At 60.3% G+C, this 18,405-nt stretch carries 22 protein-coding genes; 13 read left to right on the top strand and 9 right to left on the bottom strand.

What is annotated here, in order from left to right; all coding sequences use genetic code 11:
* Positions 1-3 precede the first annotated feature (3 nt).
* A complete protein-coding gene (locus B1722_RS00115) occupies positions 4-639 on the bottom strand; it encodes a lytic polysaccharide monooxygenase auxiliary activity family 9 protein (RefSeq protein ID WP_041074242.1) in 636 nt (211 codons plus the stop codon).
* 222 nt (positions 640-861) lie between these two features.
* On the bottom strand, positions 862-1,299 hold the full coding sequence (locus B1722_RS00110; RefSeq protein ID WP_041074240.1) for a hemerythrin domain-containing protein: 438 nt from the start codon (positions 1,297-1,299) through the stop codon (positions 862-864).
* A 147-nt stretch (positions 1,300-1,446) separates the two neighbouring features.
* On the opposite strand from B1722_RS00110, the gene B1722_RS00105 reads away from it, so the two are divergent.
* A complete protein-coding gene (locus B1722_RS00105) occupies positions 1,447-1,872 on the top strand; it encodes an N-acetyltransferase (RefSeq protein WP_086790830.1) in 426 nt (141 codons plus the stop codon).
* 89 nt (positions 1,873-1,961) lie between these two features.
* Here the strand turns inward: B1722_RS00105 and B1722_RS00100 are convergent, their stop codons facing one another.
* Positions 1,962-2,312, bottom strand: coding sequence for a hypothetical protein (locus B1722_RS00100; protein WP_041074236.1), 351 nt, complete (start codon positions 2,310-2,312; stop codon positions 1,962-1,964).
* Between the two features lie 134 nt (positions 2,313-2,446).
* Between B1722_RS00100 and B1722_RS00090 the strand changes: the two genes are divergently transcribed.
* The 8 genes from B1722_RS00090 (at position 2,447) to B1722_RS00055 (ending at position 7,078) form a co-directional block, all read left to right on the top strand.
* Positions 2,447-2,776 carry a DUF6388 family protein gene (locus tag B1722_RS00090; protein WP_086790829.1) on the top strand — a complete coding sequence of 110 codons (330 nt, stop codon included), beginning with the start codon at positions 2,447-2,449 and terminating at the stop codon, positions 2,774-2,776.
* Between the two features lie 25 nt (positions 2,777-2,801).
* A complete protein-coding gene (locus B1722_RS00085; RefSeq protein ID WP_041074232.1) occupies positions 2,802-3,506 on the top strand; it encodes a YoaK family protein in 705 nt (234 codons plus the stop codon).
* Positions 3,507-3,611: 105 nt separating this feature from the next.
* On the top strand, positions 3,612-4,004 hold the full coding sequence (gene tusD / locus B1722_RS00080; protein WP_041074269.1) for a sulfurtransferase complex subunit TusD: 393 nt from the start codon (positions 3,612-3,614) through the stop codon (positions 4,002-4,004).
* A 1-nt stretch (position 4,005) separates the two neighbouring features.
* On the top strand, positions 4,006-4,362 hold the full coding sequence (gene tusC, locus B1722_RS00075) for a sulfurtransferase complex subunit TusC (RefSeq protein WP_041074231.1): 357 nt from the start codon (positions 4,006-4,008) through the stop codon (positions 4,360-4,362).
* Complete coding sequence (tusB, locus tag B1722_RS00070; RefSeq protein ID WP_041074229.1) at positions 4,362-4,655, top strand: sulfurtransferase complex subunit TusB; 294 nt, start codon at positions 4,362-4,364, stop codon at positions 4,653-4,655. Before tusC ends, tusB begins: the two co-directional genes overlap by 1 nt.
* Positions 4,652-4,987: a TusE/DsrC/DsvC family sulfur relay protein gene (locus tag B1722_RS00065; protein ID WP_003223861.1), complete on the top strand. Its 336-nt coding sequence runs from the start codon at positions 4,652-4,654 to the stop codon at positions 4,985-4,987. Before tusB ends, B1722_RS00065 begins: the two co-directional genes overlap by 4 nt.
* Positions 4,984-5,985 carry a glycosyl transferase family protein gene (locus B1722_RS00060; protein ID WP_041074226.1) on the top strand — a complete coding sequence of 334 codons (1,002 nt, stop codon included), beginning with the start codon at positions 4,984-4,986 and terminating at the stop codon, positions 5,983-5,985. The genes B1722_RS00065 and B1722_RS00060 overlap by 4 nt, the downstream gene beginning before the upstream one ends.
* Positions 5,986-6,076: 91 nt before the next feature.
* A complete protein-coding gene (locus tag B1722_RS00055; protein WP_086790828.1) occupies positions 6,077-7,078 on the top strand; it encodes a glutathione S-transferase family protein in 1,002 nt (333 codons plus the stop codon).
* A 131-nt stretch (positions 7,079-7,209) separates the two neighbouring features.
* Here B1722_RS00055 and cysG read toward each other — a convergent pair whose 3' ends face one another.
* From cysG to B1722_RS00025, 6 genes are all read right to left on the bottom strand, one after another.
* Complete coding sequence (gene cysG / locus B1722_RS00050) at positions 7,210-8,604, bottom strand: siroheme synthase CysG (RefSeq protein WP_047295105.1); 1,395 nt, start codon at positions 8,602-8,604, stop codon at positions 7,210-7,212.
* The gene (serS, locus tag B1722_RS00045) at positions 8,605-9,885 is read right to left on the bottom strand and encodes a serine--tRNA ligase (protein WP_003223852.1); all 1,281 of its coding nucleotides are present in this window, start codon (positions 9,883-9,885) and stop codon (positions 8,605-8,607) included.
* 15 nt (positions 9,886-9,900) lie between these two features.
* The gene (gene crcB / locus B1722_RS00040; RefSeq protein ID WP_041074221.1) at positions 9,901-10,275 is read right to left on the bottom strand and encodes a fluoride efflux transporter CrcB; all 375 of its coding nucleotides are present in this window, start codon (positions 10,273-10,275) and stop codon (positions 9,901-9,903) included.
* A complete protein-coding gene (locus tag B1722_RS00035; RefSeq protein ID WP_003223849.1) occupies positions 10,275-11,597 on the bottom strand; it encodes a replication-associated recombination protein A in 1,323 nt (440 codons plus the stop codon). The genes crcB and B1722_RS00035 overlap by 1 nt, the downstream gene beginning before the upstream one ends.
* A 191-nt stretch (positions 11,598-11,788) precedes the next feature.
* A complete protein-coding gene (lolA, locus tag B1722_RS00030) occupies positions 11,789-12,409 on the bottom strand; it encodes an outer membrane lipoprotein chaperone LolA (protein ID WP_041074219.1) in 621 nt (206 codons plus the stop codon).
* A 66-nt stretch (positions 12,410-12,475) separates the two neighbouring features.
* On the bottom strand, positions 12,476-14,884 hold the full coding sequence (locus tag B1722_RS00025) for a DNA translocase FtsK (protein WP_084234290.1): 2,409 nt from the start codon (positions 14,882-14,884) through the stop codon (positions 12,476-12,478).
* Positions 14,885-15,193: 309 nt separating this feature from the next.
* Here B1722_RS00025 and trxB point away from each other — a divergent pair, with 309 nt between their 5' ends.
* The 4 genes from trxB to infA all read left to right on the top strand — a co-directional run bounded on the left by trxB (position 15,194) and on the right by infA (position 17,992).
* On the top strand, positions 15,194-16,153 hold the full coding sequence (gene trxB, locus B1722_RS00020; RefSeq protein ID WP_041074215.1) for a thioredoxin-disulfide reductase: 960 nt from the start codon (positions 15,194-15,196) through the stop codon (positions 16,151-16,153).
* Between the two features lie 62 nt (positions 16,154-16,215).
* A complete protein-coding gene (gene aat / locus B1722_RS00015; RefSeq protein WP_086790827.1) occupies positions 16,216-16,896 on the top strand; it encodes a leucyl/phenylalanyl-tRNA--protein transferase in 681 nt (226 codons plus the stop codon).
* A 57-nt stretch (positions 16,897-16,953) separates the two neighbouring features.
* On the top strand, positions 16,954-17,661 hold the full coding sequence (locus tag B1722_RS00010) for an arginyltransferase (RefSeq protein ID WP_041074211.1): 708 nt from the start codon (positions 16,954-16,956) through the stop codon (positions 17,659-17,661).
* Positions 17,662-17,773: 112 nt separating this feature from the next.
* Positions 17,774-17,992, top strand: coding sequence for a translation initiation factor IF-1 (gene infA / locus B1722_RS00005; RefSeq protein ID WP_002553999.1), 219 nt, complete (start codon positions 17,774-17,776; stop codon positions 17,990-17,992).
* The last annotated feature ends 413 nt before the right edge of the window (positions 17,993-18,405 follow it).

Here is an 18,405-nt window from a genome sequence, read left to right as displayed (position 1 = left end):
CCGTTATTTGAAGTCGACGTCGAACGCCTGATAGAACGCGTTACCGGTGTTGGCGACGATCCACATCAACACGATGACGTGACGGCCCTTTTTGTTGGCCGGCAATTTCACCGAATGATTGACCTTGGCCTTCAATTCCCCCGGATAGCTGTAATACGGCACCTGAGTGTAGAAGTCTTCGGCGAAAGGCTGCGCTTCGAGTTGTGCACGGGAAATACGCTGTTTCGGATCCCAGCCATCCTTGGTGATCAGCCAGCGATAACCACGGGTGGTGTGTGGCGCGGTGTATTCCCACTTCACTTCCAGCGTCTGGCCCGGGGTGACGCTGAGCAGCGGCCAGTTGAACGGACGGTTGAGCTTTTTGCTCATTTCCTCGTCGGTGAAGTTCACACAGTCACGGGCATCGGTCTTGCCACCGCTGAGAATGTAACCGTCGGCGGGTGGTGTGACGCTATCGCTGTCACTGCCATAGGGCGCAGGAAAAGGTCCTGCCGTCAGCGCCGGGAAGTTCTTGCCGCCTTCCATTTCGTTGACCTGCCAGGCACCGAGCAATCCTTGCTCGATGGCGACCGCACCGCGGCTGGCTGGAGAGGTGACGCGACCGTGTCGCAGTTGGGTTTGAGCTTGTGGTTGATTCATGTTTTTCACTCCGTTGATTTAAGAACTCTCCTGTCCGAGGAGAGGCCTTCAAGCTAACGGAGGTGGTTTTTTTGTCCATCGGCGGTTTTGTCGCAGGCAATCGGCATCTCTAGTGGAAAACGCCGCAAATACTGGATGCATATACAGCCAATTGCGACAACGCCCACCTGACGCATGGCTAAAGGCCTACACGCCGACACAGCAAAAACCCGCATTCATCAATCACTCCAGTTGTGCCTGATATTCCTTTTCGTATTGCCCGGCGAGCTGTTCCTTTTGCTTGTCGTCGAGCAGCTTGCCGGCCATCTGGAAGAATTTCTGCTCTTCCTCCTTGAGATGGTGATGAACCTTGTCGGAAAGTTTTTTAGCGGTGGCCAGCCACGCCGGGCTGGACATCTCGGTCTCATCCAGTTCTTCCATCATCTCGTCCATTTCATGATGTTCCGAGATCGCGTGACGACTGAGATCGACGCCGTTGTCGAACTCCATCAGCGGAATGTAGAAGTGGCGCTCTTCGGCGGTCTCATGAGCCTGCAGTTCGGCCTTGAGCTGTTTGTAGGCTTCGACCCGCTCCGGGGTGTCGCCGCTGGTTTCGACCAGAGCTTTGGCGTAATTGCGCTGACGGTCGTGGCTTTCGCGAAGGGCTTCGAAAATATTCATGGGGGGTCCTCATCAACCGCGTTCGAAATGACGCTGTAGAAGCTAGACCCCGACGCAACAGCGGCGGTTCCAAAGGGATGAGCAAGGACTTGGAAAGCGCCCGCCGGGCAGGATAGGCTGCGTGTTCACCTCACAAGGAAGTTGCGTATGACGTTGCGAATCGAGCTGTCACAGAACCCCACGGAAGAACAGCGCAAGGCAATCCTCGAGCCGTTGATTGCCTACAACGACGCCCAGACCGGGGGCTCCACGTCGGAACCGTTCGCCCTGCTGGTGCGCGATGAACACGACGCGATACTCGGCGGCTTGTATGGCCGGGTGATTTTCCAGTGGATGTACATCGAGTTGCTTTCGGTGCCGGAACAGGGGCGCGGCCAAGGTATTGGCTCGAAACTGATGACCATGGCCGAAGAGCTGGCCAACGAGAAGCGCTGCCTGGGCATCTGGCTGGATACCTTCGATTTTCAGGCGCCGGAGTTTTACAAGAAGTTGGGATTCAGCCAGTTTGGCGAGATCGTCGACTATCCGCCGGGGCATAGCAGGCACTATTTCCAGAAGCGCCTGAAGGGTTGAATTTCAAGAGCCCTTCGCGAGCAGGCTCGCTCCCACAATGGAATGCATTTCAAACAGTGGGAGCAAGCCTGCAGCCGCTCAGCGCAATATCAAAGACAGGTCGCCAACCCCGCCAAACGCCGCTTGGCGACAAAATCATCCTTCTGCACGTAGTAATTGAGCACCGTCCCCGACGCATCGCTGGTCACGTCGACAAACGACTCTGCCGAACGGGTATACACCGTCGAGCCGCCCTTCTTGCCCGGTTGCAGATACGCGCCGGCGTCCACGCCAAACACCGCCTCGTCCTGCCAGGCGAATTGCACGCACTGGGCCACGACTTTCTCTGGCTTGTCCGAGGTCAGAACCTTGTAAGGGGCTTTGGTGCGAGAATCATCCATCACCGAACCCGCGCAGCCCGCCAGCACGGTCGCGGCCAGCGCTACCATCAGAATTCGCATTGCATTCGCTCATTCAGAAAAAAGCGGACTGTATCATCGCAACAGGCAAAATCGTTCTGCTTTACTGCATTTATAGCGCGACACACGCCGGCCGCTCCGGCACCCTAGGGTCATCAGCCTGACAAGGAATACACATGGCGCCCACCGACCAGCGACATGAGCAAGCCCTGAAACTGTTTCTCGACGCACGCCCCGAATTGCGCGAAACCCTCGATCACCTCAACCCGCTGCTGGCCCAGGCCAAGGGCGAAACCCCGGCGCAGTATCGTGAGGAGCGCCTGCACGAAGCCTTCGAGGCTGAGGCGGAGAATCAAGGCCTGTTCGCTTGGGAACTGACCTTGCAGCTCACGGCGCAAACGCCCGAGGAGTACCAGGCTCAGCGCATGGAGGTGCACCGCGAAGTGGCGGAAATGGCCCACATGAGCTGGACCGATTACTGCGATCTGTACGGGTTGGAACCTTAACCGCCGCTCAAGGATATCGTCACCGATGCTGCCCTCCACTTCGACTCACCGCGCCACGTCCGGGCATTTGCATCGGCAGAAATGGCGTGGCCGTATCGGCCTGGCACTGGTGGCCAGTCTGTCCGTGCTGGCAGGCATGACCGATGCTATCGGCTTCATGGCCAGTGGCGATTTCGTGTCCTTTATGAGCGGCAACACCACGCGGCTGGCGGTGGCGATCAGTGACGGCGACCTCGGACTGACGCTGCGCCTGGTCATCCTCGTCGTCACGTTCGTGATCGGTAATGCCTTGGGCATCGTGATCGGTCGCCTCAGTGGTCGGCGCACACTGCCCTTGCTGCTGTGCATCGCCACCCTGCTGTGCTTCGCGGCCGCGTGGCCGTATGACACGCAACTGCCGGCGCTGCTGGCGGCGATCATCGCGATGGGCATGCTTAACGCGGCGGTCGAGGAAGTGAATGGTCTGCCGGTCGGTCTGACTTACGTGACCGGCGCGCTATCGCGCTTCGGCCGTGGACTCGGCCGCTGGATGCTCGGCGAACGCCGTAACGGCTGGCGGGTGCAACTGGTGCCATGGAGCGGGATGTTCATCGGCGCAATTCTCGGCGCGGTACTGGAACATCATTTCGGGCTTCGGGCGCTGTTCGCCAGCGGCTTGCTGGCGGCGGCGCTCGGTGTGCTGTCGCTGAGCATTCCGCGGCGTTGGCAACTGGGCTATATGCCCCGCTGATCGAAACCACATCGGCTCCCACACAAAACACCACGCTTCACTTGGGTTTCGCGGCTGCCTTCATAAAGCTTTATCATGGCCACAGTTTTGCTGATCGAGTCCGTCATGAAGTTCGCCATTGCGCTGTTTTCCGCCGCCCATGCGCCCTCCTCGCGCCGCGCCCTGCTGTTTGCTCAGGCGGCGCTGGCTGGTGGGCATGAGATTGTCCGGTTGTTTTTCTATCAGGACGGCGTCTACAACGCCTCCGACGCGGTGGTCACCCCGCAGGACGAACTGGACCTGCCCAAACAGTGGCGTGCGTTCATCACCGAGCAACAACTGGACGGCGTGGTATGCATCGCCGCCGCCCTGCGTCGTGGCGTACTGAATGACGAAGAGGCCAGGCGTTATCAGCGTGATGCCGTTGCGGTCAGCGCACCGTGGGAGTTGTCCGGCCTCGGCCAGTTGCACGATGCGGTGCAGGACGCTGATCGACTGATCTGTTTCGGAGGTGCGTGAGATGGCCAAATCCCTGTTGATCATCAGCCGCCAGTCGCCATGGTCCGGCCCCGGCGCCCGCGAGGCGCTGGACATCGTGCTGGCCGGCGGCGCGTTCGATCTGCCGATCGGCCTGCTGTTTCTCGATGACGGCGTACTGCAATTGGCCGCCGGACAGAACGCCAAGGCCCTGCAACAGAAAGACCTGAGCGCCAACCTGCAGGCGCTGCCGATGTTCGGCGTTGAAGAACTGTTCTACTGCACCGACAGCGCCAGCGCCCGTGGCCTGAGCACGCTGTCGCTGGACGAAGCGCAGCCGCTCGGCGCCAGCGAAATCAGCGCCCTTATTGACCGTTACGACCAGGTGATCACCCTCTGATGTCGACTTTGCATGTGTTGTCTCATTCCCCGTTCGGCGACGAGCGCCTGAACAGTTGCCTGCGCGTGATCGGCGCTGCCGACGCCCTGCTGTTATCCGGTGACGCGGTGTATGCCCTGCAACCCGGCACCGCGCCATTCACCACGCTGAACGAGCGCCGGGTCAAGCTGTTCGCCCTCGCTGAAGACCTGCAGGCCCGCGCCATCGTTGCTCCCGACTGGGCAGAGGCCATCGATTACCCGGCATTCGTCGAACTGTCGATCCGCCACGACAAGGTCAACAGCTGGCTATGAACTCGATGACTGTCGGCGCCCGCGCCATCGAACTGGACAAGGACGGTTTTCTGGTCGACCTCGACGACTGGTCCCATGACGTCGCCAGCGCCCTTGCCGCTGCCGAGGACATCGAACTGACTGCCGAACACTGGGAAGTCCTCGAACTGCTGCGCAGCTTCTACGCGGAATTTCAGCTGTCGCCGGCCACCCGTCCATTGATCAAATACACCGCACTCAAACTCGGCCCGGACAAAGGCAACAGCCTGCACCTGAACCGACTGTTCAAAGGCACCCCTGCCAAACTCGCCGCGAAACTGGCGGGCCTGCCCAAACCGACGAATTGCCTATGACCGACTTTCCAGCGCTGACCCTCGAAACGCCCGCCGAGCACCCGTTCGCGCAGTTCGTACGGATCCTCGGCAAGGGCAAACGCGGCGCACGCGACCTGACCCGTGAAGAAGCCCGGGAAGCCATGGGCATGGTGCTCGACGACAAAGTCGAAGACACCCAGCTCGGGGCCTTTCTGATGCTGCTACGGCACAAGGAAGAAAGCGCGGAGGAAATGGCCGGTTTCACCGAAGCCTTGCGCGAGCGCCTGTCAGCGCCAACGCTGAATGTCGATCTGGACTGGCCGACCTATGCCGGCAAGAAACGCCATCTGCCGTGGTACCTGCTGGCGGCCAAGTGTCTGGCGCAAAACGGCGTGCGGATTTTCATGCACGGCGGCGGCGCGCATACCGCCGGGCGTCTGTACACCGAACAACTGCTTGGCGAGCTGAACATCCCGCTGTGCCGCACGTGGCAGCAGGTCGGCAACGCGCTGGACAACGGCGGCCTGGCATTCATGCCGCTAATGGACTGGGCGCCGCAGTTGCAGAAGATGATCGACCTGCGCAACACCATGGGCCTGCGCTCGCCGATCCATTCACTGGCACGGATTCTCAACCCGCTGCGCGCCCGTTGTGGCCTGCAAAGTATTTTTCATCCGGGCTATCAAGCGGTGCATCGCGAGGCCAGCGGTCTGCTCGGCGACACGGCGATCGTGGTCAAGGGCGACGGCGGCGAGATCGAGATCAACCCGGATGCCGACAGCCATCTATACGGCACCAAGGGCGGCGAGAGCTGGGATGAAGAATGGCCGCAACTGTCGAGCCAGCGCCACGTCAAACCGGCCTCGCTGGACGTTGAACATCTCAAAGCGGTATGGCGTGGCGACGTGGTCGACAGCTATCCGCAAATGGCCCTGATCTCGACCATGGCCCTGGCCCTGCGTGGCCTCGGTCAAAGCCGCGAGCAAGCCTTTGAAACCGCCGAGCAATACTGGGCCGCGCGCAACAAATCGATTTAACCGATCATAGACGCCCGATCTTTGCGCTTTTTGTTCGAACTCATCGGAATAGACTCGGCTCCAACGCTTATTGGATTCAGGAGTCTTGATCATGGGTTTACTCGTCGATGGCCACTGGCAGGACAAGTGGTATGAAAGCAGCAAGGACGGCGCGTTCCAGCGCGAACAAGCGCAACGTCGCCACTGGGTCACCGCTGACGGCCAGCCCGGGCCGAGCGGTGAAGGCGGTTTCGCCGCCGAAGCCGGGCGCTATCACCTCTATGTATCGCTCGCCTGCCCGTGGGCGCACCGCACGTTGATCCTGCGCAAGCTCAAAGGTCTGGAAAGCCTGATCGACGTGTCCGTGGTCAGCTGGCTGATGCTGGAAAACGGCTGGACCTTCGACAAGGCCTTGGGCTCGACCGGCGACAAACTTGATAATTTCGCTTTCATGCACCAGCGCTACACCGCCGACACCCCGGACTACACCGGGCGCGTCACGGTGCCGGTGCTGTGGGACAAGAAACTCAAGCGCATTGTCAGCAATGAGTCGGCGGAAATCATCCGCATGTTCAACAGCGCCTTCGATGGCCTGACCGGTAACGAAATGGACTTCTACCCGGCACCGCTACGTGGCGAGATCGATGCACTGAACGAGCGGATTTATCCGGCGGTGAACAACGGCGTGTATCGCGCCGGCTTCGCCACCTCGCAACAGGCTTATGAAGAGGCGTTCGACGAGGTGTTTGCCGAGCTGGATCATCTGGAGCGAATACTGGGCGCCAATCGTTACCTGACCGGTGAATACCTGACCGAAGCCGACGTGCGTCTGTTCACCACGATGATTCGCTTCGATGCGGTGTATCACGGGCACTTCAAGTGCAATCTGCGGCGGATTGCCGATTACCCGAACCTGTCGAACTGGCTGCGTGAACTGTATCAGTGGCCGGGGATTGGCGAGACCGTGGATTTTCAGCACATCAAGAATCACTACTACGGCAGCCACAAGACGATTAATCCGACCGGGATTGTGCCGAAGGGACCGGCCCAGGACTTCAGCGTGGCGCATGATCGGGCGCGTTTGGCTGGCAAAGGAGTCTGGCGCAAGGGCTGAGATTTTTATTGTTTTTGAGGGCCCCATCGCTGGCAAGCCAGCTCCCACAGGGATTTTGGTGATGCTGAAGATTGCAGTTTCAACACAAAACCTGTGGGAGCTGGCTTGCCAGCGATGGGGTCACTCGATTTTTAGACCTGCGCCTGAGCCCCTTCGAACCACGCCAGTTTCTCGCGCAACTGCACCACTTCACCCACAATCACCAGCGTCGGCGCATGCACTTCATGCTCTGCCACCAGACGTGGCAGGTCCGCCAGCGTGCCGGTAAAGACCCGCTGATTGACCGTCGTGCCCTGCTGGATCAACGCTGCCGGGGTGTCCGCGCGGCGACCGTGCTTGATCAACTGCTCGCAGATCACCGGCAAGCCCACCAGGCCCATGTAGAACACCAGCGTCTGCGCCGGGGCGACGAGGTCGGCCCACGGCAGATCGGTGGAACCGTCCTTCAGGTGACCGGTGACGAAACGCACCGATTGCGCGTAATCGCGATGGGTCAACGGAATCCCGGCATACGCCGCGCAACCGCTGGCCGCCGTGATCCCCGGCACCACCTGGAACGGAATCCCGTGGGCCGCCAGCTCTTCGATCTCTTCACCGCCGCGACCGAAGATGAACGGGTCACCGCCCTTCAAGCGCACCACCCGCTTTCCAGCCTTGGCCAGGTCCACCAGTTGCTGGTTGATCTGGTCCTGCGGTACCGCATGGTCGGAGCGCCGCTTGCCGACGTAGACACGCTCGGCATCGCGACGGCACAGCTCAAGAATCGCCGGCGCGACCAAGCGGTCGTACAGCACCACGTCAGCTTGCTGCATCAAACGCAAGGCGCGGAAGGTCAGCAGATCCGGATCACCCGGACCGGCGCCCACCAGATACACCTCACCGGTGGTGATGTCCGCCTCGCCATCAATCTTGGCCTGCAACAGACGCTCGGCCTCGGCGCCCTGCCCGGCCAGTTGCCGGTCGGCAATCGGGCCTTGAAACACGTCTTCCCAGAACCCGCGACGCTGCTGCACATCGGGAAACAGGTTTTTCACCTGATTGCGAAAACGTGCGGCAAGACCGGCCAACTGGCCGTAAGTCGAAGGAATCCAGGTTTCGATCTTGGCGCGAATCAGCCGCGCCAGCACTGGCGCATCGCCGCCGCTGGACACCGCGATGATCAGCGGCGAGCGATCGACGATCGCCGGGAAGATCACGCTGCACAACTGCGGCGCGTCAACCACATTGACCGGCACGCAACGCCGATGGGCATCGCTGGAGACTTGGGCGTTGAGCGTTTCATCGTCGGTGGCGGCGATGATCAGGCCGCAGCCGTCCAGATCCGCTTCCACATAACCACGCAACAGGCATTCACCACCGCTGGCAGTGACCAGTTCGCGCAGTTGCGCTTCGATTTCAGGTGCGACCACCCGCAGCAGCGCACCGGCATCGGCCAGCAGGCGGGATTTGCGCAAGGCAATTTCCCCCCCACCGACCACCAACACACGACTGCCGCGCAGGTTGTGAAACAGCGGCAGATATTTCATTTAGCCGATGACCTCAAGGCCACCCATGTACGGTTTCAGTACATCCGGCACGCGGATCGAACCGTCGGCCTGCTGGTAGTTTTCCAGCACGGCAACCAGAGTACGACCGACCGCCAGGCCGGAACCGTTCAGGGTGTGTACCAGTTCAGGCTTGCCGGTTTCCGGGTTACGGAAACGCGCTTGCATACGGCGGGCCTGGAAGTCGCCGCAGTTGGAGCACGACGAAATTTCGCGGTACTTGTCCTGGCTTGGAATCCACACTTCCAGGTCGTAGGTCTTCACGGCGCTGAAGCCCATGTCGCCGGTGCACAGCGCCAGGGTGCGATAAGGCAGACCCAGCAGTTGCAGGACTTTTTCGGCGTTGGCGGTCAGGCCTTCCAGCGCTTCCATCGAGGTCGACGGCTCGACGATCTGGACCATCTCGACTTTGTCGAACTGGTGCTGACGGATCATCCCGCGAGTGTCACGACCCGATGCGCCGGCTTCGCTGCGGAAGCACGGGGTGTGCGCGACGAACTTGATCGGCAGCAGTTTCGAATCGACGATTTCACCGGCCACGATGTTGGTCAGCGACACTTCAGCAGTCGGGATCAGGTACAGATCGGCTTCGCCTTCGCGAGCGATCTTGAACAGGTCTTCTTCGAACTTCGGCAGTTGACCGGTGCCTTGCAGCGCCGGGGCCTGAACCAGATAAGGCGTGTAGGCCTCTTCGTAGCCATGCTCGTTGACGTGCAGGTTGATCATGAACTGTGCCAGGGCGCGATGCAGGCGAGCAATCGGGCCACGCAGCAAGGCGAAACGGGCGCCAGAGAGCTTGGCGGCGGTTTCAAAGTCCAGCCAGCCGAACTTCTCGCCCAGCGCGACGTGGTCCTTGACCTCGAAATCGAACTGGGTCGGCGTGCCCCAGCGACGCACTTCGACGTTGTCGTCTTCATCTTTACCGACCGGTACCGATTCGTGCGGCAGGTTGGGGATACCCAGCAGGATCGAGTCCAGTTCGGTCTGGATCGCGTCCAGCTCGACTTTACCGGCACTCAGCTCGCCCGCCATGCGCTCGACGTCCGCCATCAGCGGCGCGATGTCTTCGCCGCGCTGCTTGGCCTGACCGATGGATTTGGAACGCGCGTTACGCTCAGCCTGCAGTGCTTCGGTGCGGGTCTGGACGGTCTTGCGCTGTTCTTCCAGCGCTTCGATGCGCGCGGTATCCAGGGCAAAGCCACGGGAAGCCAGGCGGTCCGCTACGTCCTGAAGGTTGCTACGTAACAGTTTGGAATCGAGCATGTCGGTTTCTCGTTATCAAAGTTTGGTCAGGGACAGGCCGGCCCACGTCGCGAGCAGCCCGCCGAATACGCTGATCGCCGCATAGCCCAGGGCCAGCGGCACTTGCCCGCTTTCCAGCAGGCGCACCGTATCCAGTGAAAAGGATGAAAAAGTCGTCAGCCCCCCGAGGAAGCCGACCATCAACCCGGCACGCACCTCGATCGGCACCTCCGGGCGTATCAAAAACAGGCCGTACAACACGCCAATCAGCAGACAGCCCACGATATTAACGGCCAGCGTCGCGGTATAGAAGTGCCGCGGCCAATTGGCGTTGACCCAATTAGCGGTGGCGAAGCGCAACAGCGTGCCGGCGATTCCGCCGACGGAGACCGCAACAATCAATGGAAGCACTATTTTCTCCGCTGTCTTGGGCTTAAACGGTCGAGTTGCGCGAGATGGTTGAGCTTCTCGCCGATCTTCAATTCCAGGCCACGGGGCACCGGTTGATAGAACGGAATGGGCTCGAGCTCTTCCGGGAAATAATCTTCGCCGGCAGCATAGGCGTCCGGTTCGTCGTGGGCGTAGCGGTATTCGTCGCCATAGCCCAATTGCTTCATCAGTTTGGTCGGCGCATTGCGCAAGTGCAGCGGCACTTCCAGCGAACCGTATTCGGCAGCGGCGCGCAGTGCAGTCTTGAAACCCATGTACACCGCGTTGCTTTTCGGCGCGCAGGCCAGATAGGTGATGGCCTGAGCCACCGCCAACTCGCCTTCCGGACTGCCGAGGCGCTCCTGCACCTCCCACGCTGCCAGGCACAGACTTAAAGCGCGCGGGTCGGCGTTACCGATGTCTTCGCTGGCCATGCGCACCACGCGTCGCGCCAGGTACAACGGATCGCAACCGCCATCGATCATCCGCGCGAACCAGTACAGCGCGCCATCAGGGTTGGAACCGCGTACCGATTTGTGCAGCGCGGAAATCTGGTCGTAAAACGCTTCGCCGCCCTTGTCGAAGCGCCGTCGGGTGTCGCCGAGCAAGCTTTGCAGCAGCTCGGTGCCCATTTCGCTGTTGTCTTCGGCCAGGTCCGAGGCGTTCTCCAGCAGATTGAGCAGGCGCCGGCCATCGCCATCGGCCGCCGACAACAGCATCTGGAAGCCTTCATCGCTGAGGGTCAGGTTGCGCTTGCCCAGGCCACGCTCTTCAGTGAGCGCGCGGTGCACCAGTTTGCGCAGTGCCGTCTCGTCGAGGCTTTTCAGCACATAGACGCGGGCCCGCGACAACAGCGCGTTGTTCAATTCAAACGAAGGGTTTTCAGTGGTAGCGCCGATAAAAATCAGCGTGCCGTCTTCAACGTAGGGCAGGAAGGCATCCTGCTGCGATTTGTTGAAGCGGTGCACTTCATCGACGAACAGGATCGTGCGCTTGCCGTATTGGCCGGCCTGCTGTTTGGCGATTTCAACGGCCTGACGGATCTCCTTGACCCCGGCAAGCACCGCCGAGACCGTTTCGAAATGCGCGTCCGAGACTTCCGCGAGCAAGCGCGCCAGGGTGGTCTTGCCCACGCCCGGCGGCCCCCAGAAGATCATCGAATGCAGGGCACCCTGCTCCAGCGCCTCACGCAGAGGCTTGCCGCGAGCGAGCACGTGCTCCTGACCGACGTACTCATCCAGATTGGTCGCGCGCAAACGCGCGGCCAGCGGCTGGGCAATCGGTGCACTGCGAAACAGATCCATCACGTAGCGTTGAAACCTCTGATTGTCTTAAGCGTGTTGGAATACCTGTGGCGAGGGAGCTTGCTCCCGCTGGACTGCGTAGCAGTCCCCGCTTTTGATTCAAGAGCGGGGCAGCTTCGCGCCCCAGCGGGAGCAAGCTCCCTCGCCACAAAGGCTCCAAGCCACAAGAACCCGACCCGAGGTCCGGGGGTTTATTCCTGGATAACGTCAGCACCCTTCGGGATGTCGAACTTGAACTTCGACGCCGGCACCGCTTCGTTGGCCTTGACCCCGGTGAACAGGATGTTGGTGCGCTGACCAACGCTGTCGATCAGTTGCATGTCATTGACCAGGCCGTTGCGGAACGACAGACGCAGACTGTCGAACAGGGTGTCCTTGGTCTTCGGCTTGAGGGTGAAGTCGATCACGCCACCCGCCTCTTTGGCACTGATCTCAAAGCTCTGGCTGATCTTCGACACGTCACCGGAGAGCAGCAGCGCCGGGGTCTGGGTCAGGCGCTCGTCGAGCTTCTTGATGGTCGCCTGTTCCAGGTCCGGGTCCCACAGGGTGACCTTCTTGCCGTCGGAAACCATGGTCTGCTCGTTTGGCGCTTCGGTGTGCCAGTAGAACAGGCCCGGACGCTGCAGGACCATATCACCGCGAGTTTCCTGCAACTGGGTGCCGCTACCATCGAGGGTCAGCTGCGAGAAGTTCGCGGTCAGGGTTTTCGATGTTTCCAGCAATTGGGTCAGACGCGCCACATCCTTGTCGTCGGCGTGGGCCGTGAGCGTGGTCAGCGCCAGTACTGGCAACAGCATGCGGATAAGACGCATGGGAGTCCTCTTGAATACTCGTTGGGAGAGCGGCGGCACATCATTGTCCCGCCTCTTGCTTGGCAATCAGTCGCGAACCGGGCCGGGGGCCAGAACTTCACGCGAACCGTTGGTGTTCATTGAGGTCACGACCCCCGCCATTTCCATGGCTTCGATCATTCGCGCAGCGCGGTTGTAACCGATCTTAAGCTTGCGCTGTACCGCAGAAATCGATGCCCGGCGGCTTTCCAGCACGAACTGCACGGCTTCGTCGTACAGCGCGTCGGTCTCGGCATCATCACCGTCGCCACCACCGCTGCTGCCTTCAAAGCCGCTGCCCGCCTCTTCGACACCGTTGAGGATGTCATCGTTGTATTCCGGTGCGCCACGCAGTTTCCACGCTTCCACCACGCGGTGTACTTCATCGTCGGAAACGAACGCGCCGTGTACCCGGATCGGCAGGCTGGTGCCCGGCGGCATGTAGAGCATGTCACCGTGACCGAGCAGTTGCTCGGCGCCGCCCTGATCGATGATGGTCCGCGAGTCGATCTTGCTCGACACCTGGAACGCCATACGCGTCGGAATGTTGGCTTTGATCAGACCGGTGATCACGTCCACAGAAGGACGCTGGGTCGCGAGGATCAAGTGGATACCGGCGGCACGTGCCTTCTGCGCGATACGGGCGATCAGTTCTTCGACCTTCTTGCCGACGATCATCATCATGTCGGCGAATTCGTCGACCACCACAACGATGGTCGGCAGCTTCTGCAGCAATGGCGCTTCGTCGTGAATGCTTTCGCGCTTGTACAGCGGATCGCTCAGCGGCTCACCGGCGTCCTGGGCTTCCTTGACCTTGGCATTGAAGCCGGACAGGTTTCGCACGCCCATCTTCGCCATCAGCTTGTAACGGCGCTCCATCTCGGCAACGCTCCAGCGCAGGGCGTTGGCGGCGTCCTTCATGTCGGTCACTACCGGGCACAGCAGGTGCGGAATGCCTTCGTAGATCGACAGCTCGAGCATTTTCGGGTCGATCATGATCAGTTTGGCGTCATCCGGGCCGGACTTGAACAGGATCGACAGGATCATCGCGTTCACGCCCACCGACTTACCGGAACCGGTGGTACCGGCCACCAGCAGGTGCGGCATTTTCGCCAGGTCGGTGATGACCGGTTTGCCGCCAATGTCGTGGCCCAGGGCCAAGGTGACCGGCGACTTGAAGTTGTCGTACTCGGGGGTCGACAGCACTTCGGAGAAACGCACGATCTGCCGGTCTTCGTTGGGAATTTCGATACCGACCGTGGTCTTGCCCGGAATCACCTCGACCACACGCACGCTCGTCACCGCCAGCGAACGTGCGAGGTCTTTGGCCAGGTTGGCGATACGGCTGACCTTGACGCCAGCGGCAGGCTGAATTTCGTAACGGGTAATCACCGGGCCCGGATGGATCGAATCCACGGTGACTTCGACGCCGAACTCCTTGAGCTTGATCTCCAGCAAGTGGCCGACGGCAGCCAGGGATTCCGGCGAATAATTGAGTTGTTTCTTTTCCGCCGGATCGAGAATCGAGATCGGTGGCAAAGTACCTTCCACGGCGCTGTCGACGAACAACGGCACCTGTTTCTCTTTCTGCACGCGCTTGCTTGGTTCCGGTGCTTTGACCGGGGCCGGGGCGATGACCGGCGGTACCTGCTTCTCGCGGTCAGACATGTGCTTGCTCAAGGCCTGCTCGCGCTCGATCAGACGCTCCTTGACCTTGGCCTGTTCACGCTTGTCGGTAACGGTCGGCGCCACGACGTCGTGGACGCGGTCATCGACCTCACGCAACTGCGCGACCAATTGCTTGCGCTCGGTACGGGCCGACCACCAGCGGTTGATCGCGCCCTGAAACAGTTCGAACAGGTCGAGGGTGATCTTGCCGGTGACGTCCATCACCTTGAACCACGACAGGTCGGTGAACACCGTCAAGCCGAACAGGAACAGCGCGATGAACAGCAGCGTACTGCCCTGGATATTCAGGGCGTTGCGCGCCAGGTCACCGAGACTTTCGCCCAGCGCCCCGCCCGCACCGGCCGGCAGACCGGTGGCGGCATGGAAATGGATATGCGCCAGCGCCGCGCCGGACAGCACCAGAAACACCAGACCGATCAGGCGCCAGGAGAACAGCCAGCCACTCCACTGCCAGGGTTCGTGGCGTTGACGGAAAATTTGATACGCCTTGATCGCCAGCAGCAACGGGAAAATGTACGCGAAATAACCCAGCACCATGAACAGGATGTCAGCGCTGTAGGAACCGGCGGGGCCGCCGAAATTCTGCACGTCGTCGATCTTGCTGTTGTGGCTCCAGCCCGGATCGTCCTTGCCGTAGGTCAGCAAGGCCATCATCAGGAACAGGCACAAGGCACCGATGGCGATCAATGCACCTTCCTTGAGCCGGTAGTGCAATTGCTGGCGCCAGAGCGGAACGACTGTTTTTGGTGCTGCGGTGGATTTCTTCAAAACGCTTCTTTTCCTGCGCCCAAGGCGCGTCCATCTATTGAATGACGATAAAAAACTGCCCAATCCTGGCAGGTAAAAAAGTGAACCGGCGCATCTGAGACTACTTTTAACACTGTGCCGCAGCTTTTATAAACACAGCTATAAACACAGCGCTCTACAAATATTCTGTAACAGCCCGGCATTGTACGGGTTTGCGCGGCTGATGCCATGCTTCAAACCCCTTAGCTGAGCATAGCCAACCGCACAAATCCTGCGGTTCAATTTGAGCATGCATTGTCTTTTGTGACAAAGGCTTATGAGGTGTATTTGATGAACGCAGCGAAGCATTCACGCCTGATCATTCTTGGCTCCGGTCCTGCCGGCTACAGCGCCGCCGTATACGCTGCCCGCGCCAACCTCAAACCGGTGGTCATTACCGGGTTGCAGGCCGGTGGCCAGCTCACCACCACCGTCGAAGTCGACAATTGGCCCGGCGACGTCGAAGGCCTCACCGGCCCGGTACTGATGGAGCGCATGCAGAGACACGCCGAACGCTTTGCCACCGAGATCGTTTACGACCACATCCACACTGCCAAGTTGCAGCAGCGCCCTTTTGAGCTCATCGGCGACAGCGGCACTTATACCTGCGACGCCCTGATCATCGCCACCGGCGCTTCGGCGCAGTATCTGGGACTGCCCTCGGAAGAAGCCTTCGCCGGCAAAGGCGTCTCGGCCTGCGCGACCTGCGATGGCTTTTTCTATCGCAATCAGGTGGTCGCCGTGGTGGGCGGCGGCAACACTGCCGTCGAGGAAGCCCTGTACCTGTCGAACATTGCCAGAGAGGTGCACTTGATCCATCGCCGCGACAAGTTGCGCTCGGAGAAAATTCTCCAGGACAAACTGTTCGAAAAAGCCGCCAACGGTAACGTTCACCTGCACTGGAACCAGAATCTGGACGAAGTGCTGGGCGATGCCTGCGGTGTGACCGGCGCGCGCCTGCGTGACAGCCACACCGGGCAGACCCGCGAACTGGCCCTGGCCGGCGTGTTCATCGCCATCGGCCATAAACCCAACACCGACCTGTTTCAGGGCCAGTTGCCAATGCGCGACGGCTATCTGCTGGTCAAGGGCGGCAGCGACGGCGACGCCACCTCCACCGAGATCCCCGGCGTCTTCGCCGCTGGCGATGTGGCCGACCATGTCTACCGCCAAGCGGTGACCTCGGCCGGTGCCGGTTGCATGGCGGCACTGGACGCGGAGAAGTATCTGGACGACATTCCTGTCATTTAACGGCACACTTTATCGCGGGCCTCGCGCCCGCACCGCCCTCCCCTTCTGCAAGCCTGGACGCCATGCTGACTTGGTTACAACGCAATTCCCTGACTTTCCCGCCCCTGGAAAAGGCCATGCGCGATCCCAATGGATTGCTGGCTGCCGGTGGCGACCTGTCCGCCGATCGCCTGGTGCAGGCCTACCGGCACGGCTGTTTTCCATGGTTTTCCGAGGGCCAGCCAATCCTCTGGTGGTCGCCGGATCCGCGCACCGTTCTGTTTCCCGACGAACTGCATGTCTCGCGCAGCCTCGGCAAGCTGCTGCGCAAGCAACGCTACCAGGTGACCTTCGATCGGGATTTCGCAGCCGTGATTCGCGCCTGCGCCGCGCCTCGGGACTACGCCGATGGCACCTGGATTACCGAAGCGATGCAGAACGCCTACCTCGAACTGCACCGCCGCGGCTTCGCCCACTCGGTCGAGGTCTGGGATCAGGGCCAACTGGTCGGCGGCCTGTATGGCCTGGCGATGGGTCAGCTGTTTTTTGGTGAATCGATGTTCAGCCGCGCCGACAACGCCTCCAAATATGGCTTTGCCACGCTGGTGCAGCATCTGAAAGAAGCGGGATTCGTTCTGATTGATTGCCAGATGCCGACCGATCATCTGCACAGCCTCGGCGCCCGGGCGATCCCCCGCCACGAATTCGCCAACTACCTGGCCCGCCACCTGGATCAATCCAGTCGCGCCACCTGGGTTTGCTGAGCGACTTTTGCGCGCGTGGCTTACACTTAATTCACCAGCTTATCCCGAGGGTTGATCATGACCGAGTTGGCGCGCTTGAAGTTCTATGCCACTCAGCCTCATTCCTGCAGTTATCTGCCCGAGGAGCAGGCGACGACGCTGTTTCTCGACCCGAGTCAGCCCATGGATGTGCACGTCTACGCAGACCTGTCGGAAATGGGCTTTCGCCGCAGCGGCGACCATCTGTATCGGCCCCATTGCCAGAATTGCAATGCGTGCGTGCCTGCACGCATCCCGGTGGCGCAGTTCAACCCCAACCGCCAGCAGAAACGCATTTTCAAACGCAATGCCGATCTGCAGGTGCGCCCGGTGAAACCGCATTTCAGCGAAGAATATTTCGACCTGTACCAGCGGTATATCGAACAGCGACACGCCGACGGCGACATGTACCCGCCAAGCCGCGACCAGTTCTCGACCTTTCTGGTGCGCGACCTGCCCTTCTCGCGCTTCTATGAATTTCGTCTCGACGGACGGCTACTCGCCGTCGCGGTGACCGATCTGCTGCCCAACGGCTTGTCGGCGGTCTATACCTTTTACGAACCTGACGAGGAGCGCCGCAGCCTGGGACGCTTCGCGATCCTGTGGCAAATCGCCGAAAGCCAGCGTCTGGGGCTGGAAGCGGTGTATCTCGGATACTGGATCAAGAACTGCAAAAAGATGAACTACAAGACCCAATATCGCCCCATCGAATTGCTGATCAATCAGCGCTGGGTAATCCTGAACTAATCGCGAACCCTAAACCCCTTGGCTTGCCCCCCCTTTTTCGGGCACAATGCACGCCGCTTTTGCCTGGCGCAGTTGCACCGGGCCATTCATTGGACACCGAGGGCTTTACTGCATGTCGAAAGAAGACAGCTTCGAAATGGAAGGCACTGTCGTCGACACCCTGCCCAACACCATGTTTCGTGTGGAGTTGGAAAATGGGCACGTCGTAACCGCGCATATCTCCGGCAAGATGCGCAAGAACTACATTCGTATTCTTACCGGTGACAAAGTGCGCGTCGAGCTGACGCCCTATGACTTGAGCAAAGGGCGCATTACTTACCGCGCTCGCTAATCAAGTCAATACAAGACGCCCGGTTTATACCGGGCGTTTTTGTTTGTCTGGGATTTGTTGGTTTTGTGTGTATATCCGTTGCTGCGGTAACGGCCTCCTGCGGTTTCGCTCTTACAGCGAGTCACCTTTTCCAAACGCCGAAAAGGTAACCCAAAAGGCTTTGCCCCGGCGTACGGCACTTCGCTTAGGCTCAGTGTTCCCTCGCTACGGTGCCCATCCGGGGGCATCGCCTACGGTTTGCTTCGCTGCACCTCCTCTCGATGTATGCGGCTTCGCCGCATGGCGCTGCGCGCCTCCCCCCGGATGAACACCTCCGCTCGGCCTGCCGAAGGGGCTGAAGATCAAAAGCCACATCAAGAGCAAGAGCCAGATCAAAAGATCGCAGCCTTCGGCAGCTCCTACATGGGATTGGG

The organism is Pseudomonas sp. SCPG-7 (genome assembly GCF_002156405.1).
GTDB lineage: Bacteria > Pseudomonadota > Gammaproteobacteria > Pseudomonadales > Pseudomonadaceae > Aquipseudomonas > Aquipseudomonas parakoreensis.
This window is presented reverse-complemented; position numbering and strand designations above follow the sequence as displayed.